Origin of the sequence: Bacillus sp. B19-2 (assembly GCF_022832475.1) — a bacterium.
Taxonomy (GTDB): Bacteria; Bacillota; Bacilli; order Bacillales; family Bacillaceae; genus Bacillus; species Bacillus paralicheniformis.
Window position 1 is genome coordinate 660,712 of record NZ_JALHKQ010000001.1, and the last position, 16,112, is coordinate 676,823.

13 protein-coding genes are annotated in these 16,112 nt (G+C 47.1%); 11 read left to right on the forward strand and 2 right to left on the reverse strand.

Translation table 11 applies throughout. From position 1 onward, the window contains the following. The first annotated feature begins 140 nt into the window (after positions 1-140). Entirely contained in the window at positions 141-1,469 is a 1,329-nt protein-coding gene (locus tag MST20_RS03485; protein WP_165426908.1) for a PhoH family protein, read from the forward strand. A gap of 133 nt (positions 1,470-1,602) precedes the next feature. Here MST20_RS03485 and MST20_RS03490 read toward each other — a convergent pair whose 3' ends face one another. Further along, on the reverse strand, positions 1,603-2,085 hold the full coding sequence (locus tag MST20_RS03490) for a peptidyl-prolyl cis-trans isomerase (RefSeq protein WP_165426909.1): 483 nt from the start codon (positions 2,083-2,085) through the stop codon (positions 1,603-1,605). Positions 2,086-2,187: 102 nt separating this feature from the next. Between MST20_RS03490 and glsA the strand changes: the two genes are divergently transcribed. The 4 genes from glsA to pyc all read left to right on the forward strand — a co-directional run bounded on the left by glsA (position 2,188) and on the right by pyc (position 8,612). Then, the gene (gene glsA / locus MST20_RS03495; protein WP_481747881.1) at positions 2,188-3,132 is read left to right on the forward strand and encodes a glutaminase A; all 945 of its coding nucleotides are present in this window, start codon (positions 2,188-2,190) and stop codon (positions 3,130-3,132) included. Positions 3,133-3,264: 132 nt separating this feature from the next. Beyond that, entirely contained in the window at positions 3,265-3,546 is a 282-nt protein-coding gene (locus tag MST20_RS03500) for an Fpa/YlaN family protein (protein ID WP_003181465.1), read from the forward strand. Positions 3,547-3,878: 332 nt separating this feature from the next. Beyond that, positions 3,879-5,090 carry an FtsW/RodA/SpoVE family cell cycle protein gene (locus MST20_RS03505; protein ID WP_243940146.1) on the forward strand — a complete coding sequence of 404 codons (1,212 nt, stop codon included), beginning with the start codon at positions 3,879-3,881 and terminating at the stop codon, positions 5,088-5,090. Positions 5,091-5,168: 78 nt separating this feature from the next. Then, entirely contained in the window at positions 5,169-8,612 is a 3,444-nt protein-coding gene (gene pyc, locus MST20_RS03510; protein WP_243940148.1) for a pyruvate carboxylase, read from the forward strand. Between the two features lie 82 nt (positions 8,613-8,694). On the opposite strand, the gene MST20_RS03515 is transcribed toward pyc, so the two are convergent. Continuing rightward, complete coding sequence (locus tag MST20_RS03515) at positions 8,695-9,603, reverse strand: COX15/CtaA family protein (RefSeq protein ID WP_243940150.1); 909 nt, start codon at positions 9,601-9,603, stop codon at positions 8,695-8,697. 401 nt (positions 9,604-10,004) lie between these two features. Here MST20_RS03515 and cyoE point away from each other — a divergent pair, with 401 nt between their 5' ends. The 6 genes from cyoE to ctaG all read left to right on the forward strand — a co-directional run bounded on the left by cyoE (position 10,005) and on the right by ctaG (position 16,066). After that, positions 10,005-10,931: a heme o synthase gene (gene cyoE, locus MST20_RS03520; RefSeq protein WP_075752998.1), complete on the forward strand. Its 927-nt coding sequence runs from the start codon at positions 10,005-10,007 to the stop codon at positions 10,929-10,931. Positions 10,932-11,208: 277 nt separating this feature from the next. Continuing rightward, a complete protein-coding gene (gene coxB, locus MST20_RS03525; protein WP_243940152.1) occupies positions 11,209-12,276 on the forward strand; it encodes a cytochrome c oxidase subunit II in 1,068 nt (355 codons plus the stop codon). A 32-nt stretch (positions 12,277-12,308) separates the two neighbouring features. Next, on the forward strand, positions 12,309-14,177 hold the full coding sequence (gene ctaD / locus MST20_RS03530; protein ID WP_023857264.1) for a cytochrome c oxidase subunit I: 1,869 nt from the start codon (positions 12,309-12,311) through the stop codon (positions 14,175-14,177). Then, positions 14,177-14,800 carry a cytochrome c oxidase subunit III gene (ctaE, locus tag MST20_RS03535; protein ID WP_020451275.1) on the forward strand — a complete coding sequence of 208 codons (624 nt, stop codon included), beginning with the start codon at positions 14,177-14,179 and terminating at the stop codon, positions 14,798-14,800. Before ctaD ends, ctaE begins: the two co-directional genes overlap by 1 nt. A 2-nt stretch (positions 14,801-14,802) precedes the next feature. Continuing rightward, complete coding sequence (gene ctaF, locus MST20_RS03540; protein ID WP_003181487.1) at positions 14,803-15,132, forward strand: cytochrome c oxidase subunit IVB; 330 nt, start codon at positions 14,803-14,805, stop codon at positions 15,130-15,132. A gap of 34 nt (positions 15,133-15,166) precedes the next feature. Beyond that, positions 15,167-16,066, forward strand: coding sequence for a cytochrome c oxidase assembly factor CtaG (ctaG, locus tag MST20_RS03545; protein ID WP_243941146.1), 900 nt, complete (start codon positions 15,167-15,169; stop codon positions 16,064-16,066). Positions 16,067-16,112 lie beyond the last annotated feature (46 nt).

Below are 16,112 nucleotides of genomic sequence, written 5' to 3' on the forward strand. Positions count from 1 at the left end.
TAAAAATGCTTTCATTAATTTTTATTGTTGAATTAACCTTCTATCTTTATTCACAAAAACATATATTTTAGCGGGCGCTCCATCAGCTTTTAACCCAAATGAAAAGAAAAGGCTAAAAATCCTGATCAGGAGGCGGAAGATTGAGTAAAATTTATGTGCTAGATACGAATGTGTTATTGCAGGATCCGAATTCAATCTTTTCTTTTGAAGATAACGAGGTTGTCATCCCGGCTGTCGTATTGGAGGAAGTCGACTCAAAGAAACGCTATATGGATGAAATTGGGAGGAATGCAAGGCGCGTATCTAAATTGATAGATGATTTGCGTTTAAAAGGAAGGTTGTATGAAAATGTTCCCCTACCAAACGGAGGAAGCTTGAGAATCGAGCTGAACCACCGCTCTTTTCAGCAGCTTCAAGAAATTTTTATCGAAAAAACAGGCGACAACCGCATTTTAGCCGTAGCGAAAAACCTCAGCCTGGAAGAGGAAACGAAAGAAGGCGGCAGGCCGGTTATCCTTGTCAGCAAAGATATGCTGATCCGCGTCAAAGCCGATGCCATCGGCTTGATGTCAGAGGATTTTTTGCACGACAGGGTTGTCGACAATGATGATATATACAGTGGTTATACGGACGTGTACATTCGCCCGGATCAGATGGATTCCTTTTTTGAACATCACGATTTGCCGCTTCACGAAATCAGCAGTGAGATGCTGCGTCCAAACCAGTTTGTCGTCATGAAGGACGCGCTCGGCGGATCATCTTCTGCCGTAGGGATCGTAGATCAAAGCGGAAAAGCCGTGAAAAAGCTTGTTTTCGATCAGGAACAGGTTTGGGGCATACGTTCGCGAAATGTACAGCAGACGATGGCGTTGGAACTTCTTTTAAGACAAGATATTCCGCTTGTCACCCTGATCGGAAAAGCCGGCACAGGTAAAACTCTGCTTGCGCTGGCAGCGGGGCTGCTGCAGACAGAGGATCTGGGGAATTTTAAAAAACTTGTTGTCACAAGGCCGATCGTTCCTGTCGGAAAAGATCTCGGCTATCTTCCGGGTGAAAAAGAAGAAAAACTTCGTCCGTGGGTCCAGCCTATTTTTGATAATCTGGAATACTTGTTCAATGCAAAAAAGCCGGGGGAGCTTGATGATATTTTAGCGGGGATGGGCTCCATTCAAGTCGAAGCCCTCACATATATAAGGGGCAGAAGCATTCCCGACCAATTCATCATCATTGATGAGGCTCAAAATCTGACCAAGCATGAAGTCAAAACGCTTCTGACGCGCGTCGGGGAAGGCAGCAAAATCGTATTGATGGGAGACACCGAACAGATCGACCATCCTTATTTAGATGCGATGAACAACGGCCTGGCCTATGTTGTAGAACGCTTTAAGGATCAAAAAATTTCCGGAAACGTGAAGCTTTTAAAAGGAGAGCGCTCCCGGCTCGCCAGGCTTGCTGCTGATCTGCTGTAATTAAAAAACCCGGGCTTTTAGCCCAGGCTTCAATTTGCATGGCACACGGGCCGGGTCGCCGGCAAGAGCCGAAACCCGGCCGGGAAAAGGGGAGGCGGAGTGTTTCATCGCCTCCGGTGCACCAGTTGCTGCATTAAACAATGTGAATTTCTTTTACTCGTTTCACAGGAGTCATCCTGTTTGATCCGTCGGGAAAATAAACGTGTACAGGCCCGTCTTCGCCAAGCGGCTTGCCTTTGTTGCTGAAGCAGAGAATCATGCCGCCCGCTTCTTCGATCGGAACGGAAACGTCTTCACCTTCCGTTTTGAAGAGGCATTTGACGGCGGAGCCTGACACCTCCGCATTTTTCAAAAAAGGTTCAAGCTTGATCCCGAAAGTGCCGTCAAGCAGCTTTTCCTTCTCATACTTTTTCTCTGATTTCAGAGTCGGCGGTGATACAGCACCTTCCCTGATTTGCCGTTCCCGGTCAATCACAAGGTCGTCATCTTCATCTTTTACCTCTCCGAAATGTGAAAAGAACTGATCGAGATCAAATTTTCGGTCATCAAAAATCCAAACGCTCGGATCGAGCGTAATCGGATACTTTACATTTCCTGTGATCGTTACAATGCTCATGTTTCTACCACTCCCTCACAAAAATTATAAGCGCTTTCTTTCAAAATGTCACTTCTCATAACAAAAGCCCTCTTCGGGAAAGATAACAGCAATGACGCTCGGATGGAGGGAAAAAACTTGAATTGCCGGGATAATGAGGAGCTCGAATATTTTGTCACAGAAGCGAAAAAAGTGACGGACAAAGGAAAGGTTGCATCTTACATACCGGCTTTGGCTGAATTATCGGAGGACGATTTATCGGCGGCAGTCTACTTTACGGACGGGACGTGTATATCAGCAGGAGACGTGGAAAAAGCCTTCACTTTGCAAAGCATCTCAAAAGTATTGTCGCTTGCTCTTGTTCTGATCGATCACGGCCCGGAAACAGTGTTTCATTATGTAGGGCAAGAGCCGACTGGTGATCCGTTTAACTCCATCATCAAACTTGAAACCGTCAACCCGGGGAAGCCGCTGAATCCGATGATAAATGCCGGAGCATTGGTGGTGACAAGCATGATTAAAGGAGAGACAAACGCCGATAAGATCGGCAGGCTGCTTGATTTTATTAAAAAACTGGCAAATAACCGGAACATTGCCGTTTGTGAGAAGGTCGCCGAATCTGAATTTGAAACCTCGATGGTCAACAGGGCGATGTGCTATTACATGAAAGAGTACGGCATTTTTCAGGCTGAGGTTGAGGATGTCATGGATGTGTATACAAAACAGTGCGCCATTGAAATGAACAGCTTAGACCTGGCGAAGATCGGCTCTGTTTTTGCTTTGAACGGCAAGCATCCCGAAACGGGAGAGCAAATCATACCGAAGGATATCGCGAGAATTTGCAAGACATATATGGTGACATGCGGGATGTATAATGCCAGCGGCGAGTTCGCAATCAAAATCGGCATACCTGCCAAAAGCGGGGTTTCTGGGGGAATCATGGGGTTATCCCCATACCGTTTCGGCATCGGCATCTTCGGGCCCTCGCTCGATGAAAAGGGAAACAGCATCGCCGGAATCCGACTTTTAGAGCTGTTATCGGCGAACTACAGTTTAAGCATTTTTTAAAACGTTAGCGGAAGCTTAAAATGCGAGTCTTTGAAATACGGCGAAAGGACAGAAATAGCTTGCTTTTTTTCGGCTGAGGCTTTATCATAAATAGAAGAATTAGGTACTCGCCTGGGGAACGGAGGGATACTTTTGGCGTCTGAGATTGTAGTCGACCATCGTGAAAAAGCACTTGCCTTGTTAAAACGTGATGCTGATAAAATCTTAAAGCTGATTCAAGTGCAAATGGACAACTTAACGATGCCTCAATGTCCTCTTTATGAAGAGGTTTTAGATACACAAATGTTCGGACTCTCTAGGGAAATTGATTTTGCTGTCCGCCTTGGATTAGTGGATGAAGAAGAGGGTAAAGAACTGCTTTACAGGCTGGAACGTGAATTGTCTGCATTACATGATGCATTTACAAAAAAATAAATGAACACCTCAGAAGAATCTTTCTGTCTGAGTCAGCTTGTCGACGACGTTTCGATAGAAACAAACTGCCGGCAGGCTTTTTTTGTTCGGAATGAGAAAGAAAACGTCCGCTGATGAAGGAATGGACGCTGTTCGTGCCGAATAAACGAAGACGCATGGTATGCCGATAAAAAAATAGAACGGCAGTCTTGTCACAGACGGACTTTTCTTTCTGAGGGGATTCGAAGTCTTATGATAAGGGTATCTTTCGTGCTTTTTAAGAAAGTGTAGTAAAATAACGAAGGAGCTACCACAAACACATTTTGAAGGCAAGTAAGGAAGAGGATAATAATATGATAAAAAGAATGCTCAAATCCTATGATTATTCATTAATCTTCGCTGTATTCCTGCTGTGCGGGTTCGGGCTCGTAATGGTGTACAGCTCAAGTATGATCACAGCCGTGACAAGGTACGGATATGACAGCAGCTACTTTTTTGACAGGCAGCTGATGTTTTTGGCGCTCGGAACCGTCATATTTTTAGGCGCGGCGCTTTTTCCGTATAAGGCTTTTGCCAATCAAAAGTTCCAAAAGTTTTTGCTGCTCATTTCCGTCGTCGCTTTGTTCGCACTGTTCGTTGTCGGACACGTGGCCGGGAATGCCCAAAGCTGGTTCAGGGTTTCGAATTACGGCATCCAGCCGGGGGAGTTTGTCAAGCTGACCGTCATCTTGTATCTTTCTTCCGTCTATGCCAAAAAGCAAAGCTATATTGACAACTTGGGAGCCGGAATCGCCCCTCCTGCGATCATCACGCTTTTCATTTGCGCCCTGGTCGCTGCTCAGCCGGATGTAGGAACGGCCTTTATCATCGCTTTAATCGCTTTGTGCATTATTTTGTGCTCGGGATTCAGCGGCAAAACGCTGTTAAAGCTCGTGCTTTTGGCCGGGGCTGTCCTTGTGCTCGTCAGCCCGCTCATTTATTTCAACTGGGACAGCATTTTAACAGAAGGACGGATGAAGCGGTTTGAAAGCTACCAAAACCCGTTTAAAGATGCGGGAGATTCGGGCTTTCAAGTCGTCAACTCCTACTTGGCGATCGGTTCGGGAGGGCTGTTCGGCCTGGGTCTCGGCGAGAGCGTGCAGAAGTATGGATATCTGCCTGAAACGCACACCGATTTCATTATGGCGGTCATCGCCGAGGAGCTCGGCATTTTCGGTGTCCTTTTTGTCGTGCTGCTGCTCGCTTTCATCGTTTTAAAAGGGTTTTATATTGCGAGAAAATGCGACGACCCGTTTGGAAGCCTGCTTGCGATCGGCATATCAAGCATGATCGCCATCCAGTCCTTCGTGAACCTGGGCGGCATATCCGGTTTGATTCCTTTGACAGGGGTGACGCTTCCGTTTATCAGCTATGGAGGGTCATCGCTCATTCTGCTGATGGCAAGTGCGGGGATATTGGTGAACATCAGCATGTTTAATGAATACTTTGACCGGTTCAAACGAAAACAGCCTGTCGATACTACAAAAACCAAAGAAAATCAATATAAAAAAAGTATAAATTTTTAAAAAACTAAGCGTGTACAATGTCCATCCGATTCATTTAGAATAGATACATACTTAAAACAGCGGATGAGGGGGAACGACATGTCACAACAGTCTATTCAAAAAGTTCTTGTTGCAAACAGAGGGGAAATCGCTATCCGCGTATTTCGCGCCTGCACAGAACTGAATATCCGTACGGTAGCGATCTATTCTAAAGAAGACAGCGGATCATACCACAGATACAAAGCCGATGAAGCATACCTGGTCGGCGAAGGGAAAAAGCCGATTGATGCTTATCTTGATATTGAAGGGATCATCGAGATTGCGAAACGCAACCATGTGGATGCCATCCATCCGGGCTACGGCTTCCTGTCGGAAAACATTCAGTTTGCCAAACGGTGTGAAGAGGAAGGCATCATCTTTATCGGGCCGACCTCCAAGCACCTCGATATGTTTGGAGACAAAGTAAAAGCCCGTGAACAAGCTGAAAAAGCAGGAATTCCCGTCATACCGGGGAGCGATGGCCCAGTGGCTGATATCGCAGAGGTCAAACAATTTGCGGAGGAGTTCGGATATCCGTTTATCATCAAAGCGTCGCTTGGCGGCGGCGGCCGCGGCATGCGGATCGTCAGAGACGAATCGGAGCTGGAGGAATCCTATAACAGGGCGAAATCAGAGGCGAAAGCTGCTTTTGGCAATGATGAAGTGTATGTCGAAAAGCTGATTGAAAAGCCGAAGCACATTGAAGTTCAAGTCATCGGAGACAAAGAAGGTAACGTGGTTCACCTTTACGACCGCGACTGCTCTGTGCAAAGGCGTCATCAAAAGGTTATCGAAGTGGCGCCGAGCGTTTCGCTTTCTGAGTCCCTCCGGGAAAACATTTGCGATGCTGCCGTTAAGCTTGCGAAGAATGTTGATTATGTCAATGCCGGTACAGTCGAATTTTTAGTTGCGAACGATGAGTTTTTCTTTATTGAAGTCAACCCGCGTGTTCAGGTGGAGCACACCATTACGGAAATGGTGACGGGTGTCGATATCGTTCAGACGCAAATCCTGATTGCTGCCGGACTCAGTCTGGGCAGCAGCGAAATCAGCATTCCGAACCAGGATGCCATCACGCTGCACGGATATGCGATCCAGTCAAGGGTTACGACTGAAGACCCGTCAAACAATTTCATGCCTGACACAGGCAAAATCATGGCATATCGCTCAGGCGGCGGTTTCGGGGTGAGGCTTGATACCGGAAACAGTTTTCAGGGCGCTGTCATTACGCCTTATTACGACTCGCTGCTTGTTAAGCTTTCAACCTGGGCGCTGACGTTTGAACAGGCGGCGGCCAAAATGGTCCGCAACCTTCAGGAATTCAGGATCAGGGGAATCAAAACGAATATTCCTTTCCTTGAAAACGTGGCGAAACACGAAAAGTTTCTCACAGGGCAGTACGATACGTCTTTTATCGATACAACGCCGGAACTCTTTGTCTTTCCGAAGCAGAAAGACCGCGGAACAAAAATGCTGACGTATATCGGGAACGTAACGGTCAACGGCTTCCCGGGCATCGATAAAAAGAAGAAGCCTGAGTTTGATAAGCCGCAAATCGTCAAAACCGATGTCGATCAGCCGATCGCGAGCGGAACAAAACAGATTCTTGATGAACGCGGAGCTGAAGGGCTCGTCAAATGGGTGAAAGATCAAGAGGAAGTGCTCCTCACTGATACGACGTTCCGCGATGCCCATCAGTCACTGCTTGCGACAAGATTCAGAACGCATGACATGGAAAAAATCGCCAACCCGACAGCTGCACTCTGGCCTGAGCTTTTCAGCCTTGAAATGTGGGGCGGCGCCACTTTTGATGTCGCTTACCGTTTCTTGAAAGAAGACCCTTGGAAAAGGCTTGAGAAGCTGCGGAAGGAAATTCCGAATACGATGTTTCAAATGCTGTTGAGATCTTCGAATGCCGTCGGGTATACAAACTACCCTGACAACCTGATTAAAAAGTTTGTCAGCGAATCGGCTGCGGCCGGAATCGATGTATTCCGCATTTTTGACAGCTTGAACTGGGTTAAAGGGATGACGCTCGCCATTGATGCAGTGCGCGAGTCAGGCAAGCTTGCCGAAGCGGCGATCTGCTATACAGGGGACATTCTCGATCCGAACAGAAGCAAGTATAACCTTGAATATTATACGTCAATGGCAAAAGAGCTTGAATCAGCGGGGGCGCATATTCTCGGCATTAAAGATATGGCCGGCCTGCTGAGACCTCAAGCAGCATACGAACTGGTGTCAGCTTTGAAAGAGACGATCGGCATTCCGATCCACTTGCATACACACGACACGAGCGGCAACGGTATTTTTATGTACGCGAAGGCGATAGAAGCAGGCGTCGACATCGTCGACGTAGCGGTCAGCTCTATGGCGGGTCTGACATCACAGCCAAGCGCAAGCTCGCTTTATCATGCGCTTGAAGGCGATAAACGCCGTCCGCAGTTTAATGTCGATGCGGTAGAGTCGCTGTCTCAATATTGGGAGTCTGTCAGAAAATACTACAGCGAGTTTGAGAGCGGCATGAACGCGCCTCATACCGAAATTTACAAGCATGAAATGCCTGGCGGCCAATACAGCAACCTTCAGCAGCAGGCTAAGGGAGTCGGCCTCAGTGACCGCTGGAATGAAGTGAAAGAAATGTACAGCCGGGTCAACCACCTGTTCGGGGACATCGTAAAGGTTACGCCGTCATCTAAAGTTGTCGGGGATATGGCGCTTTACATGGTGCAAAATAACCTGACGGAAGATGATATTTACGAAAGAGGGGAATCACTCGATTTTCCTGACTCAGTAGTCGAGCTTTTTAAAGGGTATATCGGCCAGCCTCACGGCGGATTCCCTGAGAAATTGCAAAAGCTGATTTTGAAAGGGCAGGAGCCGATTACAGTGCGCCCTGGAGAACTGCTCGAACCTGTTTCGTTTGACGATATAAAAGCGGAGTTTAAGGAAACGCATGATCTGGAGCTTTCCGACCAGGATGCTGTCGCATATGCGCTTTATCCGAAAGTGTTTACCGAGTATGTGAAGACGGCGGAACTGTACGGGGACATCTCAGTGCTTGATACACCGACCTTCTTCTACGGCATGACGCTCGGCGAAGAAATCGAGGTCGAGATCGAAAGAGGGAAAACGCTGATCGTCAAACTTGTCTCTATCGGCGAACCGCGTCCTGATGCGACAAGAGTCGTCTACTTTGAACTGAACGGCCAGCCTCGCGAAGTGGTCATTAAAGACGAAAGCATTAAATCGTCCGTTCATCAAAAGGTGAAAGCCGACCGTTCAAACCCGAATCACATCGCGGCGTCCATGCCGGGAACGGTGATTAAGCTTCTTGTAAGCAAAGGGGACCAAGTGAAGAAGGGCGATCATTTAATGATCAATGAAGCGATGAAAATGGAAACGACCGTCCAGGCTCCGTTTTCAGGAACTGTTGAAAACATTCACGTGACAAACGGAGAAGCCATTCAAACCGGCGACCTCCTCATTGAGCTGAAAAAATAAAAACGCGGCCGCTGACTTTTGTCGGCGGCCTTTTTTTATGAAAAAAATCCCCCGCCTGTTGCGGGGGATCAACCGTTTATTGTTATTTTTGCACCTGTCTGCGATAGCGCACAACAAGCAGCAGGAAGTAGCAAAGGATTCCGAACACGCAGGAAATAAAGAAAGCGTGGGCGAGTGCAAATCCCAAATCCAGCCTGCTGTAGACAACCGCAATTCCTGAGGCAGCCTGAAGGATGATCAGGATCAGGGATATCATCCAGCCCCAATAAATGCGTTTTTGACTTTTATACTGTCTGGCCGCATGTACAGCTGCCGCGATGATCCAGGCGAACAGAAGAAGCGCCGCAGCCCTGTGTCCCATCTGCACCCATTCGTGAAACTTCCCTGGGAACCAGCCGTTTTGCGTGCTGCACATCGGAAAGTCAAGGCACGCAAGGCTTGACTTCGTATGCCGGACATATGCGCCTGTATAAACGACGATATATGTGTATATAATGATTCCTATCATATGAAACTGCATGGTTTTTCCTATATAAAACGATTCGGCTTTCTGCTTGCTGTCAGCTTCAAACACGAGGAGCGTCAACAGCAGAACAGATGCAAAGGAAATAAGCGAGATTCCGAAGTGCAAAGCCATGATCAGGGCCGACGACCCGAAGACGACCGCCGCAGCGCCCAGGAGCGCCTGAAGAATGAGAAAGACGACCGACATTACCGCGAGAAATTTCGTTTCTCTGATATGGCCGATTTTTTTCCATGTCCAAATGGCGAGAGCCAGCACAAGGATGCCGGATGTGCCGCTGACAAACCTGTGGCTCCATTCGATAATCGATTCAAGGGTCAGAGCCGGGAATATGCTTCCGTTGCAAAGCGGCCAAGATCTGCCGCAGCCCATTCCTGAACCCGTCTTTGTGACGAGGGCGCCGCCGATCAGCACGAAAAGCATGGCGATAGTTGTGATAATTCCCAAGCCTTTTAATGCTTTATTCATAAATTCAATTCTCCTTTTTAATGCAAACTGACTAATAAAAAGATATTTACCACCTTCAAGTGTAAGCGAATTGATGTTCTGCTGCAATTCATAATGATTATTGTTCACAAAAATGCAATAGAAGGCGTTCACATTTTTATTGGTTTTGAAGACTTGATAATTCTGGCTTCGTTTGATAGAACTATATTAGAATGACAGTGGTTTTCCGCTCTTGTTCACAACTTTTCCTTCATCTGTAAAGAAAGTCATAAAAAGTTCACAAATATAAACCGGTTTGTCGATTAATATTTAATAGGCTGTTTTTTTCCAACCGGTAATCTTGTATGATAGAGTTGTAGGTTTTTTATGAATATACCGCTTCTCTTGACGTGATGAAGGTTTGAGTAAGGGGGGTTAGTATTATGGCTGAAACAAGAATTACAGCTGATACAGCAATGAATGGACAAATAGAAGAGACGACAGCATGGAAAGATTTCCTCGCCCTTATCAAAGTCGGGATTGTTTACTCGAACCTGATAACAACTTTTACGGGCATGTGGCTCGCTTTTTACTTTTCAAATCTGAGCTTTCTAGGAAACCTTGATATCGTGCTGTTCACTTTAGCGGGGTCCTCGCTTATTATTGCAGGATCATGCGTCATCAACAACTATTATGACCGTGATATTGACCAGCTCATGCAGCGGACGAGAACAAGGCCGACGGTGACTGGAAAAATCCAGCCTTCACAGGCATTGTGGTTCGGCATTCTGCTGACTGCGCTCGGTTTTATCATGCTGCTGATGACCAATCTGACAACTGCCGCAGTAGGGTTTGTCGGCGTCTTTACGTACGTGTTTCTATACACGATGTGGTCAAAGCGCCGCTATACCGTTAATACAATCATCGGAAGTGTGTCAGGGGCTGTTCCTCCTTTGATCGGATGGACCGCTGTCCAAGGCTCCATCGGAGTTGAGGCGTGGGTGCTATTTTTAATTATGTTTATTTGGCAGATTCCCCACTTTCTGGCGCTTGCGATTAAGAAAACGGAGGAATACAGAGCCGCAAATATACCGATGCTGCCTGTTGTACACGGTTTTGAAGTGACGAAAAGGCAAATCATCATTTGGATTGCCTGCTTAATGCCGCTACCGTTTTTCCTGGGCGGACTCGGACTGCCGATCGTCATTTTGGGGACGGTGCTCAATATCGGCTGGCTCGTTTGCGGTCTGGTCGGTTACAGAAGCAAAAATATCATGAAGTGGGCAACGCTCATGTTTGTATATTCATTAAATTACTTGACCATTTTCTTTGTTGCCATGGTCGTATTTACACTTTTTAAAATTGGATAGAACTCTATAATTCATCACATTGAAGGCTGTCACTTAACACTTCAAACAGACAACAATCATGTAAAAGCCGCCTTATCGATTTTTTCGATTATGTTTAACAAGGCGGCTTTACGTTCATACATAGATGGTATTTTGAGTAAAAAACCTCATTATTTAAGAAAAGAGGAAATGTAAGTGCTTTAATTGAAGTGGGGAGTCAGATGAATGAATAGGTGTCCTATAAACGTTTGAACAGTGAAAGTTTCAAAAGGATTGATTGAAAAGGGGTTGGGAAGAAATGTTAAAGAAATGGCGTCTGATGTCGCTGTTCACTATTTTGGCGCTCGTTTTAGCAGGGTGCGGAGAACCGTTCATATCAACGCTGCAGCCGGCGGGCGAGGTGGCTGATCAGCAGTATTTCCTAATGATTCTCAGCACGCTGATCATGGTTGTTGTTGTAGTGGTGGTAAGTTTCATTTTCGTATTTGTCATCGTCAAGTACAGAAGATCTAAGCTCGGTGATGACCACATCCCGAAACAGGTTGAAGGAAACCGCAATTTAGAAATTTTATGGACTGTTATTCCAATTCTTCTCCTTCTTATCCTGGTTGTTCCTGTTGTCGCACAGACCTTTGATCTTGCTGATACAAAACCGATGGATAAGAAAAACAGGGATCCGGAGAAGGCGCTGGTCGTCAATGTCCGGGCGAACCTTTACTGGTGGGAATTCGAATATCCTGACTACGGCGTGGTGACGAGCCAGGAGCTGGTCGTGCCGACCGATGAACGCGTTTACTTTAAGCTGAAAGCTTCCGATGTCAAACATTCATTCTGGGTTCCTTCAGTCGGGGGTAAGATTGATACGAACACAGACAATGAAAACAAATTCTTCTTAACGTTCGATTCAAAACGCGCTGAAAAAGCCGGAGACTATTTCTACGGGAAATGCGCCGAGCTCTGCGGACCTTCCCATGCTTTAATGGACTTTAAAGTTAAAGCGGTTTCGAAGGATGAGTTCAAGGAATGGATGAGCGATATGGAAAACTATAAAGCTGGGGCGAAAACCGATCTCGCTGTTGAAGGAGAAAAAGTGTTCAAAGAGAAAAACTGCCTGAGCTGTCATGCGACCGATTCAAAAGACCAAAGGGCGGAAGCGGCCAGAACGGCTCCGAACCTCGCGACTTTTGGAGACCGGTCGACGATCGCCGGCGTGAAGGAATTCAGCGATGAAAACTTGAGAGCGTGGCTCAAGGATCCTGAAAGCATAAAACCGGGCAACAAAATGACCGGCACATACCCTGATTTGAGCGACAAGGAACTTGATGCACTGACTGAATATTTAAAGGGGTTAAAAACGGAAGACTAACGCTTCAAAGGGAGAATGAGGGAGGTTACATTGTGAGTACGCTTAAGAAAAAGCAAGGTTTTGGGGCTGTATTATGGGACTATTTAACGACTGTCGATCATAAAAAGATTGCCATCCTTTATTTGCTGGGCGGCGGGTTCTTCTTTGTGCTCGGCGGAATCGAAGCGATGCTGATCAGGGTTCAGCTGATGATACCGAACAATGACATCATGAGCGGCGGAGTCTACAATGAGATCATGACGATGCACGGTACAACGATGATTTTCCTGGCAGCGATGCCGCTTTTGTTCGCACTGATGAACGCCGTCGTTCCGCTGCAGATAGGCGCGCGGGATGTTGCGTTTCCATTTTTGAACTCGCTCGGCTTCTGGCTGTTCCTTTTCGGCGGCATCTTTCTGAATTTAAGCTGGTTTTTGGGAGGGGCACCCGATGCCGGCTGGACGTCTTACGCGTCGCTTTCCCTTCATTCTGAAGGGCACGGGATCGATTTCTATGTTCTCGGTCTGCAAATTGCCGGGATCGGTACGCTGATTGCCGGGATTAACTTTCTCGCGACGATTATCAATATGAGGGCGCCGGGCATGACATACATGAGGCTTCCGCTATTCACATGGACGACATTCGTCGCTTCGGCTTTGATTTTGTTCGCGTTCCCGCCGCTGACCGTAGGCATCGCGCTCTTGATGCTGGACCGGTTGTTCGGAACGAGCTTTTTCAATCCGGAACTAGGCGGTAATACGATCATTTGGGAGCATCTGTTCTGGATCTTCGGGCACCCTGAAGTTTATATTCTCGTACTCCCGGCGTTCGGAATTTTTTCGGAAATCATTCCGGTTTTTGCGAGGAAAAGGCTGTTCGGCTATTCTTCAATGGTATTTGCGACCGTATTGATCGGCTTTTTAGGCTTCATGGTTTGGGCCCACCATATGTTTACAACGGGACTCGGGCCTGTGGCGAACGCCATTTTTGCGGTGGCGACGATGGCCATTGCCGTCCCGACCGGAATTAAAATCTTCAACTGGCTGCTCACGGCTTGGGGCGGGAGCATTAAGTTTACAACGCCGATGCTTTATGCGATATCTTTTATCCCGTCGTTTGTCATGGGCGGGGTGACAGGTGTCATGCTTGCTGCTGCACCGGCTGACTATCAGTTCCACGACACGTACTTTGTCGTGGCCCACTTCCATTACGTCATCATCGGCGGAGTGGTGTTTGCCATCCTCGCCGGCGCTCATTACTGGTGGCCGAAAATGTTCGGGAAAATGCTGAGCGAAGCGTTGGGAAAAATAACATTTGTGCTCTTTTTCATCGGGTTCCATCTGACTTTCTTCATCCAGCATTGGCTCGGGTTGTGGGGAATGCCGAGACGCGTGTTCACATACTTGCCGAATCAGGGATTTGACATGGCGAACTTAATCAGTTCAATCGGAGCTGTGTTTATGGCGGCTGCGGTCATCATCCTCGTGATCAATATTATCGTGACGACTGCCAAAGGGGAAAAAGTCGGCAGCGATCCTTGGCATGACGGAAGAACGCTTGAGTGGGCCGTGTCTTCACCGCCTCCTGAATACAACTTTAAACAGCTGCCTCTGGTCAGAGGCCTTGATGCTTTATGGATCGAAAAAAGAGCCGGCAAGCAGTCAATGACCGCCGCGGAGCCGCTTCAGGACGTCCATATGCCAAACGGATCGATTCTCCCGTTCATCATGTCACTCGGGCTGTTTATATCCGCTTTCGGCTTCATGTACCGGACGGAATTTGCCTGGGGGCTGCCTGTCATTCTGATCGGATTAGGAATCACATTATTTATGATGCTTCTCCGGTCTGTAATTGATGACCACGGGTATCATATTCATAAAGAAGATCTGATGGATGATGACGACAAAGGGGTGAAGGCATAATGCATACAGAAGAGAAATTAACGGCTGAAACCTTCCCGGCTTCTCCTGAAAAAGCTACATTAGAAGGAAAAAATAAGTTTATCGGCTTTTGGCTATTTCTCGGAGGAGAGACGGTTCTTTTCGCGTCTCTCTTCGCAACATACCTTGCGCTGAAGAATTCGAATGCAGGAGGGCCGAAAACGACCGAGATGTTTGACATGGGGCTGGTCTTTCTGGCGACAATGCTCCTTTTAACGAGCAGTTTAACGAGCGTATATGCCATGTATCATATGAAGAACTTTGCTTTTAAAAAGATGCAGGTTTGGCTCGGAATCACCGTTCTGCTCGGTGCAGGCTTCCTGGCGCTTGAAATATATGAATTCACCCATTATATTCACGAATATGGGTTCACCATTCAAAGCTCGGCTCTCGGCTCCGCTTTTTATACGCTAGTCGGCACGCACGGGGCGCACGTTACGTTCGGGCTGCTCTGGATTCTTTCTTTGATGATCAGAAATGCGCGCCGCGGATTAAGCCTTTACAACGCGCCGAAATTTTTTGTCGCAAGCCTCTATTGGCATTTTATCGACGTTGTCTGGGTGTTTATCTTTACCGTTGTATACTTGATGGGGATGGTGGGATAAAAATGGTGAATAACGAAAACAGAGGGAATCCCAAAACAGATCTTGCCTACCGCAAAAAGAAAAATGCGGAGGACATGAGATATCAGGTTATTTCATTCGGTTTGATGATCGGCCTGACCATTGTCGCTTTTTTAACGGTCGCCTCAGATGCCGGCGTATGGTTTACGGTGCCGTTTATTCTGCTGCTGGCCGTCATTCAGGTTGCATTTCAGCTGTACTACTTCATGCATATGAGTCAGAGGGGGCATGAAGCGCCGACGTTGTTCCTTTATTCGGGCGTTTTGGTCGCTTTTGTTACCGTTTTGGCTTTTGTGACGCTTATCTGGTGGTAATCGAACCGGCATACGGAAAGGAGGATGCCTCATGTTGGGCAGCCTTGAAATATTCGGTTTTCGCGCCCTGTGGAGCCCCTATTTCCTAGGGGCTGTCGTTTTCATAACCGTCCTTTACTTTTTTCTGATGAAACGATTTGGATCAGAAGAAGAGCGGGCATCCAGGAAAGAAATCGGTTTATTCCTGACGGCGATGCTTCTTTTATACGTTTCTAAAGGCAGTCCGATTGATTTGTTGGGACATATTATGTTCAGCGCACATATGGCGCAAATGGCGGTTTTGTATTTGATCGTGCCGCCTTTGATCATCCTTGGCATACCGCCTTGGTTTTGGAAAAAGGTCATTTTTCTACCGGTCGTCAAGCCGCTGTTCCGGTTTTTTTCAAAACCATTGATCGCGATAATCGTGTTTAACGGTTTATTTTCGATGTATCACATTCCTTTAGTGTTTGATTTTATTAAGACGGATGCCGTTTATCATGCCGTCATTACGGTGCTGATCTTTATTGCGGCGTTTTTCATGTGGTGGCCGCTCGTTCATAAGGTCGAGGAGCTTCCGCAAATGAACGGACTTTTGAAGCTCGGCTACATTATGGCTGACGGCATTTTGCTGACACCGGCGTGCGCGCTGATCATGTTCAGCGATACGACTCTGTATTCGACATATTCAGATCCGGCCGCATGGGCGGAGGCAATGAAACTGTGCGTTCCTCTCGATACGCTGAGCGGAATGACGCTTACAGGTCCGGAAATGTTCAGCAGCATGCCTGTTCTGGAAGATCAGCAGCTTGGCGCGATCGTCATGAAAATCATACAGGAAATCGTGTACGGGACATTTTTGGCGATTATCTTTTTCGGATGGGCGAGGAAGGAAAGAGCCAAAGACGAAAAGGAACTGGAAGAAGAACGATATTCACCGTCTACGGTGCATTAAGATGAAAAAAGGGTACAGCCTCACCAGAGGGGCTGTACCCTTTTTA